The organism is Actinomadura logoneensis (assembly GCF_003428695.1).
Taxonomy (GTDB): domain Bacteria; phylum Actinomycetota; class Actinomycetes; order Streptosporangiales; family Streptosporangiaceae; genus Spirillospora; species Spirillospora logoneensis.
Genome location: NZ_QURH01000306.1, coordinates 1 through 18,903 on the forward strand (window position 1 = coordinate 1; position 18,903 = coordinate 18,903).

12 protein-coding genes are annotated in these 18,903 nt (G+C 75.4%); 2 read left to right on the forward strand and 10 right to left on the reverse strand.

What is annotated here, in order from left to right:
- Positions 1 to 31: 31 nt before the first annotated feature.
- Both DZF91_RS18735 and DZF91_RS18740 read right to left on the reverse strand, forming a co-directional pair.
- The gene (locus DZF91_RS18735; RefSeq protein ID WP_117358751.1) at positions 32 to 769 is read right to left on the reverse strand and encodes a type 1 glutamine amidotransferase; all 738 of its coding nucleotides are present in this window, start codon (positions 767 to 769) and stop codon (positions 32 to 34) included.
- Complete coding sequence (locus tag DZF91_RS18740) at positions 759 to 2,009, reverse strand: MurT ligase domain-containing protein (RefSeq protein WP_117358752.1); 1,251 nt, start codon at positions 2,007 to 2,009, stop codon at positions 759 to 761. The genes DZF91_RS18735 and DZF91_RS18740 overlap by 11 nt, the downstream gene beginning before the upstream one ends.
- Positions 2,010 to 2,628: 619 nt before the next feature.
- On the opposite strand from DZF91_RS18740, the gene DZF91_RS18745 reads away from it, so the two are divergent.
- Together DZF91_RS18745 and DZF91_RS18750 are read left to right on the forward strand one after the other, a co-directional pair.
- On the forward strand, positions 2,629 to 4,158 hold the full coding sequence (locus tag DZF91_RS18745) for a hypothetical protein (RefSeq protein ID WP_117358753.1): 1,530 nt from the start codon (positions 2,629 to 2,631) through the stop codon (positions 4,156 to 4,158).
- Between the two features lie 123 nt (positions 4,159 to 4,281).
- Complete coding sequence (locus DZF91_RS18750; RefSeq protein ID WP_117358754.1) at positions 4,282 to 5,589, forward strand: hypothetical protein; 1,308 nt, start codon at positions 4,282 to 4,284, stop codon at positions 5,587 to 5,589.
- Positions 5,590 to 5,723: 134 nt separating this feature from the next.
- Here DZF91_RS18750 and DZF91_RS18755 read toward each other — a convergent pair whose 3' ends face one another.
- The 8 genes from DZF91_RS18755 to DZF91_RS18790 form a co-directional block, all read right to left on the reverse strand.
- A complete protein-coding gene (locus DZF91_RS18755) occupies positions 5,724 to 6,128 on the reverse strand; it encodes a DUF5955 family protein (protein ID WP_117358755.1) in 405 nt (134 codons plus the stop codon).
- A gap of 61 nt (positions 6,129 to 6,189) precedes the next feature.
- Entirely contained in the window at positions 6,190 to 7,977 is a 1,788-nt protein-coding gene (locus DZF91_RS18760) for a hypothetical protein (RefSeq protein ID WP_147341212.1), read from the reverse strand.
- A gap of 285 nt (positions 7,978 to 8,262) precedes the next feature.
- Positions 8,263 to 11,289 (reverse strand): ATP-binding protein, encoded by a 3,027-nt coding sequence (locus DZF91_RS18765; protein WP_117358765.1) that lies wholly within the window; start codon positions 11,287 to 11,289, stop codon positions 8,263 to 8,265.
- A 475-nt stretch (positions 11,290 to 11,764) separates the two neighbouring features.
- Complete coding sequence (locus DZF91_RS18770) at positions 11,765 to 13,834, reverse strand: hypothetical protein (RefSeq protein WP_235834398.1); 2,070 nt, start codon at positions 13,832 to 13,834, stop codon at positions 11,765 to 11,767.
- 197 nt (positions 13,835 to 14,031) lie between these two features.
- Positions 14,032 to 15,108 carry a glycoside hydrolase family 43 protein gene (locus DZF91_RS18775; protein ID WP_117358757.1) on the reverse strand — a complete coding sequence of 359 codons (1,077 nt, stop codon included), beginning with the start codon at positions 15,106 to 15,108 and terminating at the stop codon, positions 14,032 to 14,034.
- A 36-nt stretch (positions 15,109 to 15,144) separates the two neighbouring features.
- Positions 15,145 to 16,212, reverse strand: a complete 1,068-nt coding sequence (locus tag DZF91_RS18780) for a glycosyltransferase (protein ID WP_117358766.1) — start codon at positions 16,210 to 16,212, stop codon at positions 15,145 to 15,147.
- Between the two features lie 97 nt (positions 16,213 to 16,309).
- The gene (locus DZF91_RS18785) at positions 16,310 to 17,521 is read right to left on the reverse strand and encodes a hypothetical protein (RefSeq protein ID WP_147341213.1); all 1,212 of its coding nucleotides are present in this window, start codon (positions 17,519 to 17,521) and stop codon (positions 16,310 to 16,312) included.
- An 11-nt stretch (positions 17,522 to 17,532) separates the two neighbouring features.
- Entirely contained in the window at positions 17,533 to 18,822 is a 1,290-nt protein-coding gene (locus DZF91_RS18790; RefSeq protein ID WP_117358759.1) for a hypothetical protein, read from the reverse strand.
- Positions 18,823 to 18,903 lie beyond the last annotated feature (81 nt).

Here is an 18,903-nt window from a genome sequence, read left to right on the forward strand (position 1 = left end):
CGGGCCGGGACGGCCGGTGGGCGGGCGCCGGTCAGGCGGGCGCCGGGCCGGAGGCCCCGAGGACCGCCGCGAGGCGCTCCTCGCGCAGGCGGCCCGCCCACGAGTCGTCGATCGGCTGGAGCTGGCCGCCGACGGCCCAGGTCAGCAGCAGGTCGGCGAGCGCCGGGTTGCGGACGAGCGCCGGCCCGTGCATGTAGGTGCCGAGGACGTGCCCCTGGTAGGCGCCCTCGAAGCCCTGCCCGTCGCCGTTGCCGATGCCCGACACGACCTTGGCGAACGGCCGCGCCGCCGGGCCGATGGTGGTCGCGCCCTGGTGGTTCTCGAAGCCGGTGACGCGCGGCACGCGCAGCTCGGACGCCACGTCCGAGACGACCTCGCCGACCGCGCGCTGCTGGCCGCGGAACGAGCGGATGTCGAGGAGGCCGAGGCCCGGCAGCGGCTGGCCCTCGTCCCCGCCGAACTCGTGCCCGATGATCTGGAAGCCGGCGCAGACCGCGAACACGACCGCGCCGTTGTCCACCGCGCGCTGCAGGCCGCCGTCGGCGCGCAGCCGCTGCGCGGCGAGGATCTGCGGCCGGTCCTCGCCGCCGCCGAGCAGGTAGATGTGCCCGTCCGGCGGGACCGGCTCGTCGGAGCGCAGGCTGACGGTCACCGTCGGGATGCCGCGCAGCGCGGCCCGGCGCTCCAGGACGATGGTGTTGCCCTGGTCGCCGTAGGTGGACAGCAGGTCCGGATAGATCCAGACGATCTTCAAGCGGTCAGACGACACGGCCGTACCTCGTTCGGATGTTCTGGAAGGCGGTGTAGTTGGCGATCACGTCGAGGTGCCCCGGCTGGACGGCGAGGATCGCCTGCTCCACGTCGTCCACGAGGGTGAACGGGACCTCGGCGGCCTCCAGCCGGGCGGCCAGGTCGATCCGGCGCTCGCCGCCGACCCAGACCGGCCGTCCGCGCAGCAGCCGGAAGTCCACGTCCCACAGCCAGGAGGTGTCCCGGCCGTCCGGGCCCTGCGCGTTGATCGCCAGCACCAGCGGGGACGGTGCGGGCTTCAGCACGTCGAAAGCCTCCAGCCAGCCCGCCGGGTTCTTGGCGAGCAGCAGCCGCAGCGTCCGGCCCTGCGCCTCGACGGTGGTGTACCGGCCGGCGACCGACTTGACCGTCGCCAGCAGCGGCAGCGCCTGCTCCGGCGGGACGCCGAACTGGGCGACGACGGCGAGCGCGACCACCGCGTTCGACCGGTTCGCGCGGCCGGGAAGCTGGATGGCGTCCAGCGGGAACGCGCGGCCGTGCGGGTCGTAGACCGCGCCGTTGTGCAGCACCCAGTCGGGGCGGGGCCGCCGGAAGTGGCACTGGCGGCAGGCCCAGTCGGAGTTCTCCTCGCCCTCCTGGCGGTCGAGCGGGCCGCCGCACTCGGGGCAGCACCAGGAGTCCTCGCGCCAGTGCTGGCCGGCCGCGACCCAGGTGACCGACTTGGCGGTGGCCGCCCCCCAGGTGACCAGGGGGTCGTCGCAGTTGGCCACGACGTGCGTGTTGGGCGCCTCGGCCAGGGCCTTGCGCCACTTGCCCGCCAGCAGCCAGATCTCCGCCGCGCGGTCCATCTGGTCGCGGGACAGGTTCATCAGCGCGACCACGTTGGCGCCGGTCTCCCGGAGCACCATCGGGACGTACTTCTCGTCGCACTCCAGCACGCCGTACTTCGCGGCGGGGGCGGACGCGAGCGCCGACACGTGCCCGGTGGGCATGTTCGCGCCGAACGCGTTGGTGGCGACCTCCCCGAGCGGCGTCATCGCCGAGGTGATCAGCCGGGTCGTCGTCGTCTTGCCGTTGGTGGCCGAGACGAGGACGAGCTTGCGGTCCCGGGACAGCCGGGTGAGCAGCTCCGGGTCGAGCTTGAGACCGACCTTGCCGCCGATCACCGACCCGTCACCCTTGCCAGCCATCCGGGACATCTTCGCGGCCGTACGACCGAGCGCGACGGCCAGCTGCGAACGCAGCGGAAGATCGCTCATGGACTCCGTCTTCTCTGTTCCGTGTCTCTGGGGCGCCTCAGCGACCTTCCCGAGGGTAGTCGGTACCGGGCGGCTCTCGGCGTGGGTGTGATCACGCCGCCGCGACCGGGCGGGGTTCCGGGCGGAACGGACGGGGCCGAAAGTGCGACGAGCATCACACGGGGTCCGGGTAAACCTCGGCGGCCGACCTTGACCGTGGCCGACATGTCGTGATTCGGTGCCAGCCCCGGTGACGTTGCGGCGGCGGCCGAAGGAGGGCGCTCGCGGATCCCCGTCACCGCGTACGCGACCAACGGTACGCAGTACCTTTTGTCGAATACCCCGCGGCCGGCGTGGGGAGGTCCGCCCCGTGGAGGGCGTGGGCCGCGAGGCGTGCGAAGCGGCGACAAGCGAGGTCTGAGCGATGCAGTGTCCGACGTGCGGGTCCACCACGGCCGGGACGCTCGACAGGTGCGCGAACTGCGGTACGCCGACCGGTGCGGCGGGCGCGCAGGGGCCGGGTGCGGCGGGCGCGCAGGGCCCCGGCGGCTTTCACCCGGGCGGCCCGAACGCCGGTGGCCTTCATGCCGGTGCCCCTCATGCCGGTGGCCACCATGCGGGTGGCCCGAACCCGGACGGCATGGCAGCAGCCGGCGACCCCGGATTCGGCGACCGGACGGTCGTCGTCCCCGGCCCCCTCGTTCCCGGAAGCAACGCGGGCAACGGGGGCGGGCAGCCGTCCGGCGGGCCGGGCGGACCGCCCGCCGGGTTCGGCGGCGGCCAGTCCGGGATGCCGCTCTCCGCGCCGCCCGCGCTCGCTCCCTCGCCCGCGCCGTCCGGCGGAGGTGACGTTCCCCCGCCGCCGGCCCCGGCGTGGGCGGCGTCCGACTCCTCCGGTCCGGCGGGTTCGCCGGGCGCGGGAGACCCCGAGTCGACGGCGGCGTGGGTGTTCGACCCGGCCGAGTCCGGAGAGCACGGCACCGCGCCTGCCGATCCGCACCCGTCCGACATGAAGACGATCATCGCGCCGTCGCCCGCCGCCGCGGCCGGGGCCGGGCAGGCGCGCGGATGGCAGGACGGATCGGCCGAGCAGCCGGCGGAGTCGATCGTCCCGGAGTCGTGGTACGCCAAGCCGCGCCGCCCGGAGGAGCCGTCCGAGCCCACCGGGCCGCAGAAGTGGCAGGCGCCGCAGACGGTGTCCGACCAGGGCTGGGGGCAGCAGCAACCGCCCGCGCCGGCCTTCGGCCAGGACGGCGGCGGCGGTGAGCAGCCGACCACCATGCTCGACGCGGGTGCGGCGCCGTCCGGTCCGGGCGGGTTCGGGCAGCAGCCCGCCTTCGGCCAGCAGGCGCCGGGCTTCGGCCAGGACGCCGGGTTCGGTCAGGACGCCGGCTTCGGCCAGCAGGGCGCCTTCGGGCAGCAGGACGCGGCGTTCGGCCAGCAGCCGGGCGGTTTCGGACCCGGCCCCGGCGGCTTCGGGCAGCAGCCGCAGGGTTTCGAGCAGGGTGGCGGTTTCGGCCAGCCGGGCTTCCAGGGCGGTCAGCCCGCGTCGTCCGGCAAGAAGATGGGCAAGCCGCTGCTGATCGGCGTCGGCGCGCTGGTCGCGGCGGCGGCGGTCGCGGTCACGGTCGTGCTGTGGCCGGGCGGCGGCAAGGGCGGCACCGACCCCAACACGTCCAACTCCCCGGTCGCGCAGAAGAGCAAGATCCCGGCGGACGGCGCGGCCCGGCAGCAGGCGGGCGCGCTGAACGACATCCTGAACGCCAGCGCCGACACCAAGCGGACCCTCGTCAAGGGCCTCGCCCAGTCCCGCAAGTGCCAGGACCTTCCGGCCGCCGTGGGCTCCTTCCGGGAGGTCGCGCAGCGGCGGCAGAACCAGCTCAAGCACACCGCGGGCCTGAAGCTGGACAAGCTGGAGCGCGGCGAGAAGCTGCGGTCGTCCCTGCGCGAGTCGCTCCAGGCGTCCCTGGACGTGGACCAGGCGCTGCTGTCCTGGGCCAACCAGGCGCAGCGCGGCTGCAAGGGCAAGCCGAAGCCGGACGCCAACCACGCGCCAGGCCGCGCCGACGCCGAGCGCCGCGCGACGAGTTCCAAGAAGACCTTCGTCGAGCTCTGGAACCCGGTCGCCCGCAAGACCGGCCAGCCCGCCCGGCGCTGGACCGGGGTCTGACCCCGTCCGACCTGCGCCGGGACCGGCTGATCACAACCCGGTGGCGAGGCGCGCGGGGGCATCCCGCCGCGCGGCCCGCCACGGTAGGTTGGTCGCGACGGACCCTGACGGTGAGGGGCTTTCATGCGGTGCCCTGCCTGCGGTAGCGACACGACCCCGGCGCTCCCCCGCTGCACCCGGTGCGATGCGCCGCTGAACAGCGGCGCGCGGCCTTCCGGGGACGCGGCGACGCGCGATGACGGCTGGCCCTCGTCGCCCCGGTGGCCGTCCGAGCCGGACGCTCCGGCCACCCAGGCCGACGCCCCGGGGCGTCCCGGCTCCGGCCTCGCGCCCGGGCCGTACCCCTTCGCGTCGTCCGCCGGGCACGAGGCGACCTATCCGGGCGACTACCCGCCGCCGCCGTCCGACCGCGACCCGGGCACGCCACCGCACGAGTTCGGCCACGCCTCGTCCGGTGCTGCGGCCGAAAGCGGGGGCGGGGTCGGGGGCGAGGCGGAGCACGTGCCGACCGAGTCCGACGCGGGCTACGCGTCGCACCGGAGCGAGGCCGACTCCGGATACTCCGCGCCGCAGACCGAGCTGGACGCCGGGTACGCGTCGCCGCCGACGGTGTACGACCCGGGTACGCCGTCGCCGTCCGCCGATCCCGGCGCGGCGTACGGCCCGCCGCCCGAGCCGTGGGCCGGTGCGGGCGGTGCGGGCCTGTCGGCCACGCCTCCCCCGCCGCCGGGGTCGCCCGGCGAGCACACGATCACGCTGTCGCCCGAACCGTGGGCGGACGAGCCGCAGGTGTGGAGCCCGCCCCCGCCGCCGGAGCGCAGGAAGTCCCCGCCCTACCTGCTCATCGTGACGGGACTGGTCGTGCTCGCGGCGGTCGCGCTCGGCATCGTGTTCTGGCCGCACGGCTCCGGCAAGGCCGGCCGGACGGGCAGCGACACCGCCGCGACGACGCAGGCGGCCGGGCCGGGGACGACGGGACAGCCGTCCGAGACGGCCTCGTCCCCCTCGGAGACGCCGTCCTCGCCGTCGCCGAGCGGTGACATGACCGAGCAGGCCGGCAAGGTGAACGCGCTGCTGGACGACATGGCCTCGACGCGCGGGCGGCTCCAGTCCGTCCTGACCGACGACTGCCAGACCTCCGGACTGCAGCAGATCAAGGGCGAGCGGGAGACGCAGCTCGCCACCGCGCAGGCGCTGGACGTGAGCGCCATCGACAACGGCCAGCAGCTCAAGGACTCCCTCGTCCGCGCGTTGCAGGCGTCCGTGGCGTCCAACGCGCGGTACATCGAGCTGTCGCCGGGATGCCCGCCCGACTCCGACGTCGTCGACGTGAACGAGCAGGCCACCGCCGCCAAGCGCGAGTTCATCGGCTACTGGAACGCGGTCGCGCGGAAGGCCGACCTGTCCCCGCGCACCGAAGCCTCCATCTGACACGGCACCGGTCCGCCGCCCCGGTCCCTTCCGATCCGGGACGTCACAGGGCTCCCGCCCGCACGTCATCAATCTCTCACTCGGACGGACAGCGTACGGACGGCGCCGGGGCCGGGGCCGAGGTGGGACGTCAGTCAGGCCAGGCCGAGGCGGGTCGCGAGGGCGTGGACGGCCTCGGCGAGCGCCGCGACGCCGCCGACGCGGCGGGCGAGCCGGTCGAGGGCGCCGGACATGCGGTCCGTGTCCGGGTCGCCGGTCTCCGCCTCCTCGCGGACGTCGGCCAGGTCGCGGCGGGCGCGGGCGGCCTCCGGGAGGTCGGCCTCGTGCGCGTCGATCAGCTCGGCGACGCGGGCGAGCGCGGCGGCCGTGCCGTCCGGCGGTCCGGCCGCGGGGCCGCCCTGGATCTGGACGCTGTGGTCGCCGGTCGAGATCTGCCCCGAGACCCGGGCGTTGCCGCCGATCCGGACGCCCCGGTGGTCGCCGCGCCGTCCCGTCCCGCCCGCGCCGGCCCCCGTGCCCTTGCCGTCCTTGGAGTTCATGCCGTCCTCCTTCGCCCCATGCCGTCCTTCCTGTTCCCGGTCGCGCGGGCATCGTCCGCGGTCACGGGTTCACGCCCTGGGTCTGCCGGATGCGCGAGCCCTCGCCGGAGACCGCGATCTGGCCGTCCACCCGTCCGCCCGTCATGATCACGCCCTGGTTGAGGATGGTCCCGGCCTGGTCGCGGTAGGCCGACACGTCCACCCCGCACTCGGACCCGAGGTAGTCCAGCAGGGCCTCGTTGACCCGCCGCTGGATCAGCCGGGCGTACTTGTCCACGTCCGCGAGCTGCAGGAAGTCCTGCATGCGCGTGTCGGCGACCAGCTCGCGGACGCTGAGCCGCGCGCCGTAGTCGTGCACGGTCCGGGCCGTCGGGTCGCCGCCCGACGCCGCCCGGAGCGCGCCGACCGCCAGCCGCCACAGCGACCCGACCGTCCTCGGCAGCGGCAGCAGGACGGCCTCGGCCGAGCCGCGCCACCCCGTCCGCACGACCTGCCACAGCACGGCGGGCGGGCTCCACGCGGGCAGCAGGTCCACGACCCGGAACTCCGGCCGGACGGGCGGCAGCACGGCCGCGACGAACTGCCCGTACAGCATCCGTCCCTCGACGGCGAGGTAGACGAAGGTGGTGAGCGTCTGGTCGCGGTCGGCGGCGGGCGCGAGCGGGCTGCCGTCCCGGCGCAGCACCGGCTGCGACTGCGCGCCGACGGTGATCCGCTGGAAGCAGCGGACCGCGCCCTGCGGGTGCCGGACGAGCGCGTCCACGGCCTCGTCCCCGGCGAGCGAGAACGGCAGCCGCGCGGTCGCGTCGATCAGCGGGTGCCCGGAGTAGGGGCGCGGATCGGACGCGCCGACCGGGCGTTCGCGCTGCTCGCACAGGCCGGGCGCGACCACGTGCCAGCCGGTGTTCAGCCCGGAGACCCGCTCGTTGGGCGGCAGCCACGAGCCGCGTTCGGGCGGCGTGCCGTCCGGGGTGGGCGGCCACTCGTCGCGCATCGCCCGGACGCTCTCCTGGACGCGCCGGTGCATGGTCATCGGGTCGGGCCGTCCGGACGCCTCCATCGACAGCGGGTCGGCGCCGGGCTCGCCGGTCAGCGGGTCGGCGCCGGCCCGGTCGAGTTCCAGCACCACCGACCACATCCGGGACAGGTCCGAGCGGATCGAACCCGCGCCGAGGAACGGGTTGTCGCCCGAGTAGAGCGTGACGTTGCCGAGCTGCGCGGCCCGGATCCGCTCCAGCAGGGTCTTCACCCGGTCGCTGAGGACGTCCGGTCCCGGCCCGTGCGCGCCGGGCGCGAGCTCGCGCGACAGCGTCCAGTAGACCAGCGCGAGGTGCCCGAAGTAGACGGCGGCGAAGGCCAGCAGCGCGAGCATGAGCACCATGCCGGGGTGGTCGGCCGGAAGCAGCGTCTCGTCCTGCTCGCCGCCGAGGGCGGAACCGACCAGATGGGCGGCCTCCGAGGCGCTGGCGAAGAGGGCGACGAACAGCGTCCCGCCCAGGTACAGGAGCGGGAACGCCAGCGCGCCGGCGAGCACGATCCGCCACGGCCAGGTCAGCGTCCGCCACCGGATGCGCGCCGCGACGGCCGCCGGGACGAGGGCGGCGCCGAGGGCGGGGGCGGCCCACGGCGCGGCGACGAACAGCAGCGTCCAGACCACCAGGAGCAGCGCGTCGCGGATGATCCGCAGCCGCCGGGCGCGCAGCGCGTGCCGGATCACCGGTTCGAGGTCGAAGCCGAAGGACGGCACCACGGCCCGGTGCGCGTCGTGCAGGTACTCGGCGATCACCGCCGCGCACACGGCGCGGTTCAGGTAGACGGCCGCGCACAGGTGGCGCGTGGTGTTCTGCATCGGCCGCGCGGACGGCGCGGGCCCTGGACGAACGTGCCCGAACGCGGGCGCGGTACCTTCGGCGACCGTCACCATCCGACCTCCGGCATGCAGGGGGAGGAAGAAAGTACCCGCTACTCCGCGTGCCCCGGGAGCCTTGCGGAGCGATCGTGACGAAACCGTCGCCCGGCCGTGCCGCGGTGCGCGAACGACAGGCGGACTGCGGCGGGCGGTCGGCGCGGCGGACTGCGGCGGGTGGGCGCCAGGGCAGGTGCGGCGGGTTTCGGGCGGCGGCCGGCGGCGGGGTCAGCCGCCGGTGAGGAAGGGCAGGCCGGCGGACGGGTCCTCGAACGGGACGATGAAGCGTTCCGGCCAGCTCAGGACGGGTTCGAGCCACGACCCGGCGCGCATCGCGGACGCGATGTGGCCGATCTGCTCGTCCTCCTCGATGCCGATCGCCACGAGCGAGAGGTCGGTGTAGAAGGCGGCGTGCTCGTCCTCCCCGGCGAGGGCCAGCAGCGCGAGCGGGCGGTTCGCGGGCAGCTCCAGCGACAGCGGGTGGCGGCGCAGGTCGCGCAGCCGGTGGCCGAGCCGCGCGTCCGGCACGTTCCGCAGGCCGGGCAGCCGGTAGTCGAGCGGCGGCGCGGGCGCGTGCTTGTCGGGCGCGCCCGCGCCGTACGGGAACAGCCGGTCCAGCTCGTGCAGCCAGCGCAACTGCGGGACGACCCACTGCGCGCCCGCGCGGGTGCCCGCCAGGTCGTGCGCGCCGCCGAGCATCCTCGTGCCGGCCTCCGCGACCGCGGCGGTCAGGCCGGCGGGTGCGAACGCCGTGCGCAGTGCGCGGGACCGGCGGGTGACGGCGCGGTCCACGACCGTGGCGAGGGCGCACTCGCGCAGCCGGGGCGCGAGCCGCGACCAGGCCCGGCCCAGCTCGGCCGGGACGGCGGGCAGCGGACGGTCCGTGACGTGCGCGAGGACGAGCGTCTCGCCCCACAGCCGCAGCCACGCCCAGTCCGCGCGCGCGGCGAGCAGGTCGGCCTCGCGCAGCTCGTACAGGGTGCAGGCGCGGCCGGACCGGCACTCGCAGCCGCACGCGGCCGAGCGGCGTCCGTCCACCGGCGGCGGCGGTCCGGGCCGGACCTGCTCGCGGCCCTCGCCGAGCGGGATCCGGACCCGCAGCGGACGGTCCATCCCGTCGGCGAACACGGCGGCGACGCCGGGGCGCAGCGACACCACCTCGCGGGACTGGTCGGCGTCCAGGTTCATCGCCGCGCCGACCACGTGCCGGTCGTCGAAGGCGGGCAGCCGGTGCACGATCTTGAGCGCGGTGTTCTTGACGACGTCCGGGACGAGCTTGGTCGGGATCTGCTCGGCGACCACGATCCCCTCGCCGTACGCGCGGATCTCCGCCAGCAGGCCCGCGAACAGCTCGACGGCGTGCGACGACGTCCGCTCGGGGCCGCGGTTGCGCAGCAGCCGGTGCGCCTCCTCGATCACGATCACGTGCCGCAGGCCCGCGGCCGGTCCGTGCTCGCGGGCGCGCATCCGCAGGTGCTCGACGATCCGGATGATCAGCGTGCCCATGAGGAACGCCTTGTCCTCGTCGTTGGCGACGTCCTCGATGGCCAGGACGATGTTGTCGCGCAGCAGCCCGCCGATGTCGGCGGGATGGCCGCCCTCGAAGAACCGGCCGGCCGAGCCGATCCGCAGCGAGCGCAGCCGGACGTCCACGAAGCCCTGCACGTCGGCCATCAGCTCGCGGCCGTAGCCCACGTCCTGGATCACCTGGAGCGCCGCGTTCTGCAACTGCTCCAACGTCGGGACGGTCGGCTCGACCAGCGAGCCGGGGACGCCGCCGCCGGTCACCACGTCCCAGCCGCACGCCTCGTACACCCGCTGCAGCGCCTGCGCCATGATCTGCGGGAACGGCTCCTCGGCGTCGAACGCGGCCTGGAACAGCGCGCGGACCATGTCGATGTGCGCCTGCACCGGGTAGCCGGGCTCGGGCGCGAGCGGGTTCACCGACAGCGGCACCGCGCCCGGGTCGGACGGGTTGACCACGGTGACCTTCGCGCCGAGGTCGGCGATCCGGCCCGCCATCGCGGCGTACTCGGACTTGGCGGGCTCGATCGCCAGCCACGGCACGCCCGCGCGGGTCAGCTGCTCCAGCAGGTGCCGGACGGTCTGCGACTTGCCGCCGCCGGTCGCGCCGGTGACGAAGACGTGCCGGTTGACGGTCGAGCGCGGCACCGCGAACCGGCCGACGACGCGGTCGTGGCCGTCCAGGATGTCGCCGAGGCCGATCGCGCCGTCCTCGGGCTCGTCGCCGGTCTCGGACGTCACGTCGAAGTACCCCGCGTCGAGGACGCGCAGGCCGGGCACCTCGCGGCGCGGCAGCCCGGCGAGGGCGGCGAGCGCGCCCGCCGTCGCGGTGAACCCGAACCGCTGCTCGGCGTCCGGCGGCACCGCCGCGCCGAGCCGGTCGCCCGCCCCGAACCGGTCGGACGACGCGAACCGGTCGGACGACGCGAACCGGTCGCCCCCTGCGAACCGGTCGGACGTGCCGAACCGGTCGGACGTGCCGGGGTGGTCGGGGGCGCCGAGGCGGTCGGGCGCCGTGTCCGGGGCGAGCATGTCGGCGAAGCCGCCGCCGCCGTGGCCCGAACGCAGCCGGTAGGGGTGGTGGCCGATCTCCAGGGAGCCGACCAGGACGGGCGCGATCTGCGCGAGCTCGGCCTCGGACGCCGCGCCCGCCAGCACCCGCACCCGCCACAGGCCCGCCTCGCGGAACGCGTCCAGCTCCGCGAGGCGGCGGTCGGCGCGGGCGACGGCGAGCCGGGCCTGCTCGTCCTCGCCGCGGCGCAGCATCCGCAGCTCGTGGTGGAGCTCGCGCATCTCGTCGTCGAGCTCCCGCTCGTCGCACGGATCGGCGACCACGAACCAGCCGAACGGCCGCTCCATCAGCGTGACCAGCGTCGACTCGAACAGGCCGGGGCCGGTGTCGCCGCCGCCGGTGGAGCCGGGCGGGGCGAGCCGTCCGGGGCATCGCGTCCAGACCATGCGTTCGACGCGGGCGAGCCACTCCTCGCCGATCGGGACGCCGCGTCCGCCGGACGGGAACAGCAGCCCGCCGCCGCCCGGCCCGACCGGTCCCGCGTTCGTGACCAGCTCCAGCGGCGCGCCGCCGCCGCGCGACAGCCACCCGACGACGAACGGACGGCCGAGCCGGGCCGCCGACAGCGCCGCCGGGAGGACGCTCACGAAGTCCCCTTCGGCGGACGGGCCGCGCTCGGGCGCCGGTATCGCCTGGATCCGGTACCAGGGGCCGGGCAGGACCGCTCTCGGCGGCGGCTCCTCGTGCCGCGGCTGGACGTTCGCCCAGTCGTCCGCGGGGGCCGCCTGCTGCGGCCGTCCGGACGAGAAACTCGGCGGCGGCGACGAGCCGGGCGCGGCCGGATACCCCCCGGACGCCGACGGATACGTCTCCGAGGGATACGTCCCGGACGAGGGTGGATACCCGCCGGACGCGGACGGATAGGCGCCCGACGCGGAGGGGTGCGCGCCCGGGGCAGGCGGCTGCGCCCCGCGCGGGGGAGGCTGCGCGCCGGGGGGAGGCGGCGGGGTGCCCGGAGGGAAGGTCACCTGTGCATCCTTACCCTCCGTCCGGCGCGCCCGCCACTGCGCCCGGTCCGCTTCGTCCGATGCGGTCGGGCATGCGGCCGGGGCTGCCACGGGCCGAAATCGCGCCGCTTACAGGCCCGGCGGCGGATCGCGGCGCCCTCCGCCGGTCGCGGCGGGCGGGTTTCGGTCAGTCCCGCGCGTGGTCACCGCGCGCGTGGTCGTCGGCCGCGTGGTCGTCGGCCGCGTGGTCGTCGGCTGCCTGGTCGTCGGCCGCGTGATCGTCGCGTGCGCGGTCGTCGCGTGCGTGGTCGTCGCCCGCGTGGTCGGGGTCCTCGGGTTCGGGGAGGGTCTGCTGCTCGCGGAGGTACTCCTCGAACTCCATGGTGTGCGCGGTCGGGAGCGTGATGATGCCCGGGTTGGCGTCCACCAGCAGCGTCCGGCGGCCCGCGCCGCCCGCGTGCGTGAACACCATCGCCGTCGGCGGCAGCTCCTGGAGCTGCGCGGGCTCGACGACCAGTTCGCGGTGCCGCTGCTTGCCCTCCGGCGTGCCGAGCAGGCTCCGCCCCCAGGACGTCGCCGTGCTGATCTGCTCGACCAGCACCGAGTCGTCGGCGGCCGGAGCGGGCAGCGGCGTCCACGCCGGGTCGGTCAGGCCGTCCCCGTGCCGCCGGGCGAACGCGACCGTGCTGGCGTACCCGTCGGGCGCGTCGGTGAGGTTCTCCCCCACCACGTCGGTGATCTCGGCGACCAGCAGCGGCGGTCCCGCGCCGATGTGCTCGGCGGCGACGCGCGCGTCCTCGGGGTTGCCGAGCCGCATGAACCCGACCGCCGCGTGCCCGCGCCGGCCCAGCCGCTCCCGGACGTGCGGGGTGACGGAGCGGTACATCAGGACGAGCCCGGTGCCGGTGGCCTCGCAGGCGTCGATGAGCCGGTCCAGCACGTCCCCGCGCAGCTTCTCCGCGCCGCACAGGAACAGCGTGTGGTCCCAGCGCCCGGACGGCGGGGCCTCCCGGACCCGGTGCGTCAGCGCCGTCGCGACGTACGTCCCGAGGACGCGGTTGGTGAGCACGCCCGCCCGCCGGTCCATCGAGATCACGTGCAGCCGCGACGGCGGCAGCCGGACGGGCTCGGTGGCCAGCCGCTCCAGCTTCCTGAGCTGCGCCTCCAGCGCCCACGCGCGGCGGACGACGATCCGGTCGGTGGCGTCCCGTCCGAACAGCGACGCCACGCGGGCCAGCTCCGCGTCGGTCAGCAGCCCGCGCCGCAGGTCGTCGCGCGGGTCCCCGACCTGCGCGAGCACCCGCAGCGCGGCGGTCACGCGCGGGATGGTGGCGTCCGGGCCGAGCACCTCCAGGATCCGCTCCAGGATCGAGTTGTCGAACGACAGGTCGCGCGTCCCGCCCTCCTCCTCCCCGGCGCTGACCACCAGCGACAGGACGTCGGCGAGCGCTTCGGGCGACAGGCCGCGGGTGGCGTCCAGCCGGGGCAGGTCGCCGGGCAGCACCCAGACCAGCGGGTCGTCGCCGCGCTGCGCCGCGACGCCGAGCAGGTCCCGCGCGACGGCGCCCTCGGACAGGTCGATGACCGTGACCCGCGCCCCCACCGCCAGCCGCGCCGCGCCCATGGTCGTGACGGCGGCCGTCCACCCGGCCAGCGTCCCGCCGACGACGTCCACCCGGTCGACCCCCGGCGGAACGGCGACGGGGTACCACTCGCGCTGCGCCTCGTAGGCCGACAGCCTCCGCTCCCAGGCGCGCCGGGCGTCCTCGTGCGCCCGCGCGACGGCCGCGCGTTCCTTCTCCCGCGCGATCCGCTCGCGCTCGGCCCGCGCGGTCTCGGCCTCGATCCGCGCCCGCGTCTCCAGGCGACCGCGCCACAGCGGCATCCCGGTGATGCCGAGCACCACGGCGCAGGCGACGAGCCCCGCCGCGGCGAACGCCCAGGGCAGCACCCCGGTGAGCGCGCACATCAGGATCAGTCCCGCGAACGCGCCGCCTCCGGCCGCGGTGATCCGCAACGGCCGCGCGGACAGGTGATCGGCGCTCAACCCGCTGTGGACGACCGTGGACAGCGTCCGCCCGCCGTATGCTCGCGCGCCGTCCGGACACGCGGCCTCGGGCGCGGGCGCCGACGTCAGCTCGGGCTCGCTGGGCGGCGGCCCCGGATCCGGATGCACCTGCGCGTACCGCCAGCCGACATACAGCCGGTCGGCCTGGACCATGCGCGCGCCCGCGGAACCGCTCGGCAGATCGGTCACGTCGGCAGACCCCAGATAGCAAGGTGGTGCGGGCACTTCAGGGCAGGCTCGGCTAAGGATCCTCCCCACTCAGAGTAAAGAGCTACCCTCTCCGGCGCGTCCCGTTCAACCGAATCCCCCCTCCACCCGCACCGCGATCCCTCCGCCGGGCCACGGCCCTCCGCGCCCGGCCAGGGGTCACGCGTCAGGGACGTCCTTCATCGGACGACCGGGTGATCGCCGGACCAGCCCAGCTGGGCGACGTACATGCCGCGCATGAGCGGCTTGGGCCGCGGCATCGGCGACGGCCTGGCCGGGTTCTTGGGGTCGAGCGCGCCGTGGAAGACGATCCACCAGGTGTTCCCGTCGTGCAGGACGGACGCGCCTCCCGGCCCGTTGACCTTGCGGCCCAGGCTCTGCGTCGTCATCAGCGGCTTGGCCGCCTTCGTGTAGGGGCCGCCGAGCCTGGACGCCACCGCGTACCGGGTCTGGTAGACGTCGCTGCCGTAGAAACCGGCCGAGTAGAACAGCACGTACTTCGAGCCGTGCTTGACCAGGAAGGGCGCTTCGGTGGTGTAGGGCTCGCTCGTCTGCTTGAGGATCACCTTCGGCGCGCCGACCCGGTGCAGGCCGTCGGCGGACAGCCGCTGGAGCAGCAGGAACGAGGGCTTGTAGTACCCGTTGTAGCCCACCTTGTAGACCAGGTAGCGGTTCCTGCCCTCGACGAACGAGCCCGCGTCGATGATCTCTCCGCGCAGCTTGCCCTGGGTCGCGGACCTGGGCACGTCGCAGACCAGCGGGCCGCTCCCGACCGGACGGAACGGGCCGAGCGGGGAGCGGGCGACGGCGGCGCCGACGCATCCGGTCTTCCGGGTCCTGCTCGACGCCGTGTAGTAGAGGACGAAGGTGCCGTCCGGGCGGCGGGTGACCTCCGGCGCCCAGGTCTGGCCGGGCTTGGCCCAGGCCCCCAGCTTCGGCAGCACGCCGGTGGGCCGGACCTTCCACGGGCCGCGGGCGGACGTCGCGGTCGCGACCGGCACGGTCCTGCCCGGGATGTTCGTGGCGTAGGCGTAGTACGTCGTGCCGACCTTCAGGACGCCGGGGTCCGCGAACTTCGAGGCGATGGCGAGCCTCGGGCCGGACGCGGCGGCCGTCGCGTCCTTGCCGCTCAGCATCGCGCGCGGCGAGGCGGGGCCGGGAGCGTCCGTCGCCGTCCACGCGGCGACCGAGCCCGCGACGGCGAGAGCGCTCGACGCCGCGATGAGCAGCTGGCGACGGGACGGGACCAGCGACATGGAAGCCTCCTGATCTTGGCGCGAACCCACGGCATGCTAGGGCAAGTCGGGCGCGTCCACCGGCGGCCCCTCCGGCGCGTCCACATCCGGCCTGGTCGGCGGCTCCGGTGGTTCCGGCGGCTCCGGCGGATGCGACGCGTCGGGGACCGGCGTCTCCGAGTCCGGCGTTTCGGAAGGCGACGGACGGGAGGGCGACGCCTCGGCGAGCACGGCCGCCGTGGGCCGCGGCCGGGACGCCAGCCCCGCCCACAGGCCGCGGGCCAGCCCGCGCCGCAGGGTGGCGCGGTCTCCGGAGGCCGCGAACGTCCGGGCCCAGCGCCGCACCGAGGAGCCGCCGTACAGCAGCCGTTCCGCGGGGGAGGGTCCCCGGCTGCGGGTGAACAGCCAGACCTTGTTCCGCACCTCGAAGAAGAACCGCTCCCCCGGATCGGTCTCGGTGCCGCCGAAGCGGGCCGTGTGGTGCACCACCACGCTGTCGCGGCACAGGACCCCGACACGCCGCCGCAGCAGCCGCAGCGTGAACTCGAAGTCGTCGTTCCAGAGGAAGTAGTCGGCGACGGGCGGCCCGCTCCTGCGCACCTCGTCCGCCTCGACCAGCACCGACACGAACGACGCCGAGCGGATCGGGACGCAGCCCGCGGCCTCGGCGGCGGCGCGTCCGGCCGGGCTCGTCCCGGGCCGGACGCGCGGGGTGTTCATGGGGTGGTCGCGGCCGTCGGTCCAGACCACCCGGCTGGCGACCAGGGCCGGCGGCCCCGGCACCCGCCGCCGCGCGGAGAGCAGCGCCGCGAGCGCGCCGGGCTCGGGGACGGTGTCGTCGTCCATCAGCCAGAGGAGGTCGGCGCCCCGGCCGAGGGCGTGCACGATGCCGGCGGCGAAGCCTCCCGCCCCACCGGTGTTGTGCCGCAGCTCCACCAGTTCGGCGGCGGCGAAGCGGCGGCGCACGAGCTCGGCCGTGCCGTCGCCGGACGCGTTGTCCACGACGACGACGGCGTCCGGCGGTCGGGACTGGCCGAAGACCGCCGCCAGCGCGGACGCGAGCTTCTCTTGGCGGCGGTAGGTGACCACCACGGCCGCGACGAACGGCTCACCCTCGGTCCTCATCACGCCCGCTCCCGTCACCTCGGGTTCCCGCTCCGCTTCCGTCACCTCGGGTTCCCGCTCCGGTCCCGTCACCTCGGATTCCTGGTCGCGTTCCGGGTCAGTCTCCGGCACGCTGCTCCCGCTCCCGCTGCTCGCGCTCGCGCTCGCGGGCCATCCGCAGGGCCGCGCGCCGCAGCGGGGACGGACGGTCCGGCGTGAGCGCGGTCAGCTCCGCGAGCTGGTCGCGGACCTTGGCGAGTTCGACGCTCAGGTCCCCGATCTGGCGGCGCTCGTCCACCCGGGCGAGGTCGCGCAGCACGGCCTCGACCACCGTGAGCGCGGCGTCGGTGAGTTCGTCCGGAGTGGGGTCCGGCTCGTCCGCCGCACCCTCGGCGGGCAGGTCGGGAAGCAGGTCGGACGGGTCGCCGACCAGGTCGTAGCCGGCTGCGGCCAGCGCGGTCACGAGCTCCTGCGACCGGTCCCGCAGCCACGCGTGGTGCCGCTGCGGAACGGTGATCGGACGGGCGTCGGGCCGCGCGCGCAGGACCTCCCCGGCCACATGCCGCCGGACGAGCCGTTCGTACGCGCCTCCCAGCGCACCGCGCAGCCGGCCGTTGACCAGGCGGACCAGTTCGGCCTCGGCGCGCCCCAGCGGCCGTTCCTCCGGCAGCGCCGCGAGGTCGCACCATTCGGGGCGGACGCCGGTCAGCGCCATGAACCGGCGCCAGAGCCCCGGCACGCCGTCCGGGCCGTGCGGGGCCGTGACCACGTGGACGTTCCCGGTGGGCACGGCCGAGCCCCAGGAGCGCAGCGCGCGCACCGGGTCGTGCAGCCCCCAGAACATCGGGCCGAACGGCTCGGGCGCCTCGATCCCCAGCTCGACCAGGTCGTCGACGAACCGGTCGAACGTCACGGTGTGCTGGTGCCGGATGTGCTCGGACCAGTCGGCAGGGAGCTGCCGGGCGAAGTCACGGGCGGTGTACACGACGTGCACCTCGGCGTCGCCGAAGGAGTCGACGGCGCGGGCCGCCTGCTCGGCGGTGGCCCCGGCCAGCAGTTCGTGCGAGAGCAGGACCCGGTCGCCGGTCCATCCCCGGGCCCGGGAGGCGACCTTCTCCCACATGCCCGTCCAGGCGGGGTCGCGCCGTCCGCCCCACGCCATCGCGCGGAGGTCCATGGTGGCGGCGAACATGTCCCCAGGGGCGTGCAGCGGATAGCCGACGCCTCCGCGCGCCAGCCGGTCGGACGCGTGCCACAGGGCGTCCTGCACCGCGTCCGCGCCGAGCAGCGGCGCCCCCACATGCAGGAAGACCTTCTTGCGCGTTCCCATCGCCGACGTCGTCACCTCTCCTGGCCGCGGCGTCCGCGGCGTCTTTCGACGTAGTGCCAGTAGGCCACGCGGGCCCGCATGACCGATGCGTTGCGTTCGCTCATGTCCCGCACGACCCGCTTGACCGGCGCCACGACGACCGTCGAGACCGGGGCCGACACCGTGAGCAGGTGCTCGGCGTCGCTCCTCATCCGGGCCACGTCGCGCCGCAGCCCGTCCAGCCCGGCCGCCCCCTCGAGCCGGGCCGTCGCGGACTCCCGGGCGTGCAGCGTGCGCAGCAGTTCGGCGACCGAGTCCAGGGCCACGTCGAGCACCTGCTCCGGAGGGGCCTGGTCGGGGTCGGACCCGCCGTCGCCCGAGACGGTCGGGAGCAGGTCGGCCAGGTCCCCCGCGACGCCGTACCCGGCGGCGCGCAGCTCGGCGACCATGCTCTCGGCGCGCTCGACGGTCCACGGGAGGAACCGTTCCGGCAGCCTGATCCGGGTGGCGCCCGGACGGCGGACGAGCGTCCCCTGCGCGAGCCGGTGCTTGACGAAGTCGTCGTGCACCGCCCACGGCACCCGCGCCCGCGTCACCTCGTTCAGGCGGCGCAGGAAGGCGGTCTCCGCCCGGCCGAGCGACGGGTTGCCGAACACCCCCTCGGTGTCGCAGCGGGCGGCGTCGATCCCGGTGGCCGCGCAGAACCGGCGGAACAGCAGGTCCGGCGGCGCGCCCGCGGGCGGGACCGTCACCACGTGCACCCGGTCGGCCGGCACCCGCGTCCCCGCGCCCCACCGGCGCAGCATCTCGGGCAGGTCCTGGGTGCGCCAGAACTCCCGGATCCACTGCCAGGCGGGCCCGCGCGGGACGTCCGGCTCGGCCAGGCCGGCGATGTACTCCGCGAAGGTCAGGGACATCCGGTTCTTGACGTCCTCCTGCCAGTGCGCGGGGATCTGCCGCGCGAGGTCGCGCGCGGTGCAGACGAGCCGGACGTCGGCGAACGACAGGTCGGCGAACGCCCGCCGGACGTGGGCGGGGAAGGCCGCGCCGAACAGTTCCTGGGAGACGACCGAGACACCGCCGGACCAGCTCCGGATCTCGTCCACCAGCCGGGGCCAGGCGCCCGCCACGCGGGGGTCCCGGTCGCCGTCGAAGAAGGCGGCGCGCAGGTCGAAGGCGGCGCGGACGTGGTCCACGGGGTCGGCCCCGGGGTACAGCACGCCCTGCTCGGCGAGGGCCTCGCGGTTCGCCCACAGGACGTTCTGGAGGTAGGTCGTCCCGCTCTTGGGCGCACCCACGTGCAGGAAGACCACCGGCCGCATGGCGGGTATCTTATCGACGCAATCACCACAAGCGTCCCGATCGTCCCCATGCCGTTCCTCCTCGTCTCCCGAGGTACCCCC

Excerpts from the sequence above, each read along its gene's own strand:
- DZF91_RS18740 (WP_117358752.1), bottom strand. The coding sequence starts at position 2,009 with ATGAGCGATCTTCCGCTGCGTTCGCAGCTGGCCGTCGCGCTCGGTCGT.
- DZF91_RS18745 (WP_117358753.1), top strand. The coding sequence starts at position 2,629 with ATGGCAGCAGCCGGCGACCCCGGATTCGGCGACCGGACGGTCGTCGTC.
- DZF91_RS18750 (WP_117358754.1), top strand. The coding sequence starts at position 4,282 with ATGCGGTGCCCTGCCTGCGGTAGCGACACGACCCCGGCGCTCCCCCGC.
- DZF91_RS18755 (WP_117358755.1), bottom strand. The coding sequence starts at position 6,128 with ATGAACTCCAAGGACGGCAAGGGCACGGGGGCCGGCGCGGGCGGGACG.
- DZF91_RS18760 (WP_147341212.1), bottom strand. The coding sequence starts at position 7,977 with ATGCAGAACACCACGCGCCACCTGTGCGCGGCCGTCTACCTGAACCGC.
- DZF91_RS18775 (WP_117358757.1), bottom strand. The coding sequence starts at position 15,108 with ATGTCGCTGGTCCCGTCCCGTCGCCAGCTGCTCATCGCGGCGTCGAGC.
- DZF91_RS18780 (WP_117358766.1), bottom strand. The coding sequence starts at position 16,212 with ATGAGGACCGAGGGTGAGCCGTTCGTCGCGGCCGTGGTGGTCACCTAC.
- DZF91_RS18785 (WP_147341213.1), bottom strand. The coding sequence starts at position 17,521 with ATGGGAACGCGCAAGAAGGTCTTCCTGCATGTGGGGGCGCCGCTGCTC.
- DZF91_RS18790 (WP_117358759.1), bottom strand. The coding sequence starts at position 18,822 with ATGCGGCCGGTGGTCTTCCTGCACGTGGGTGCGCCCAAGAGCGGGACG.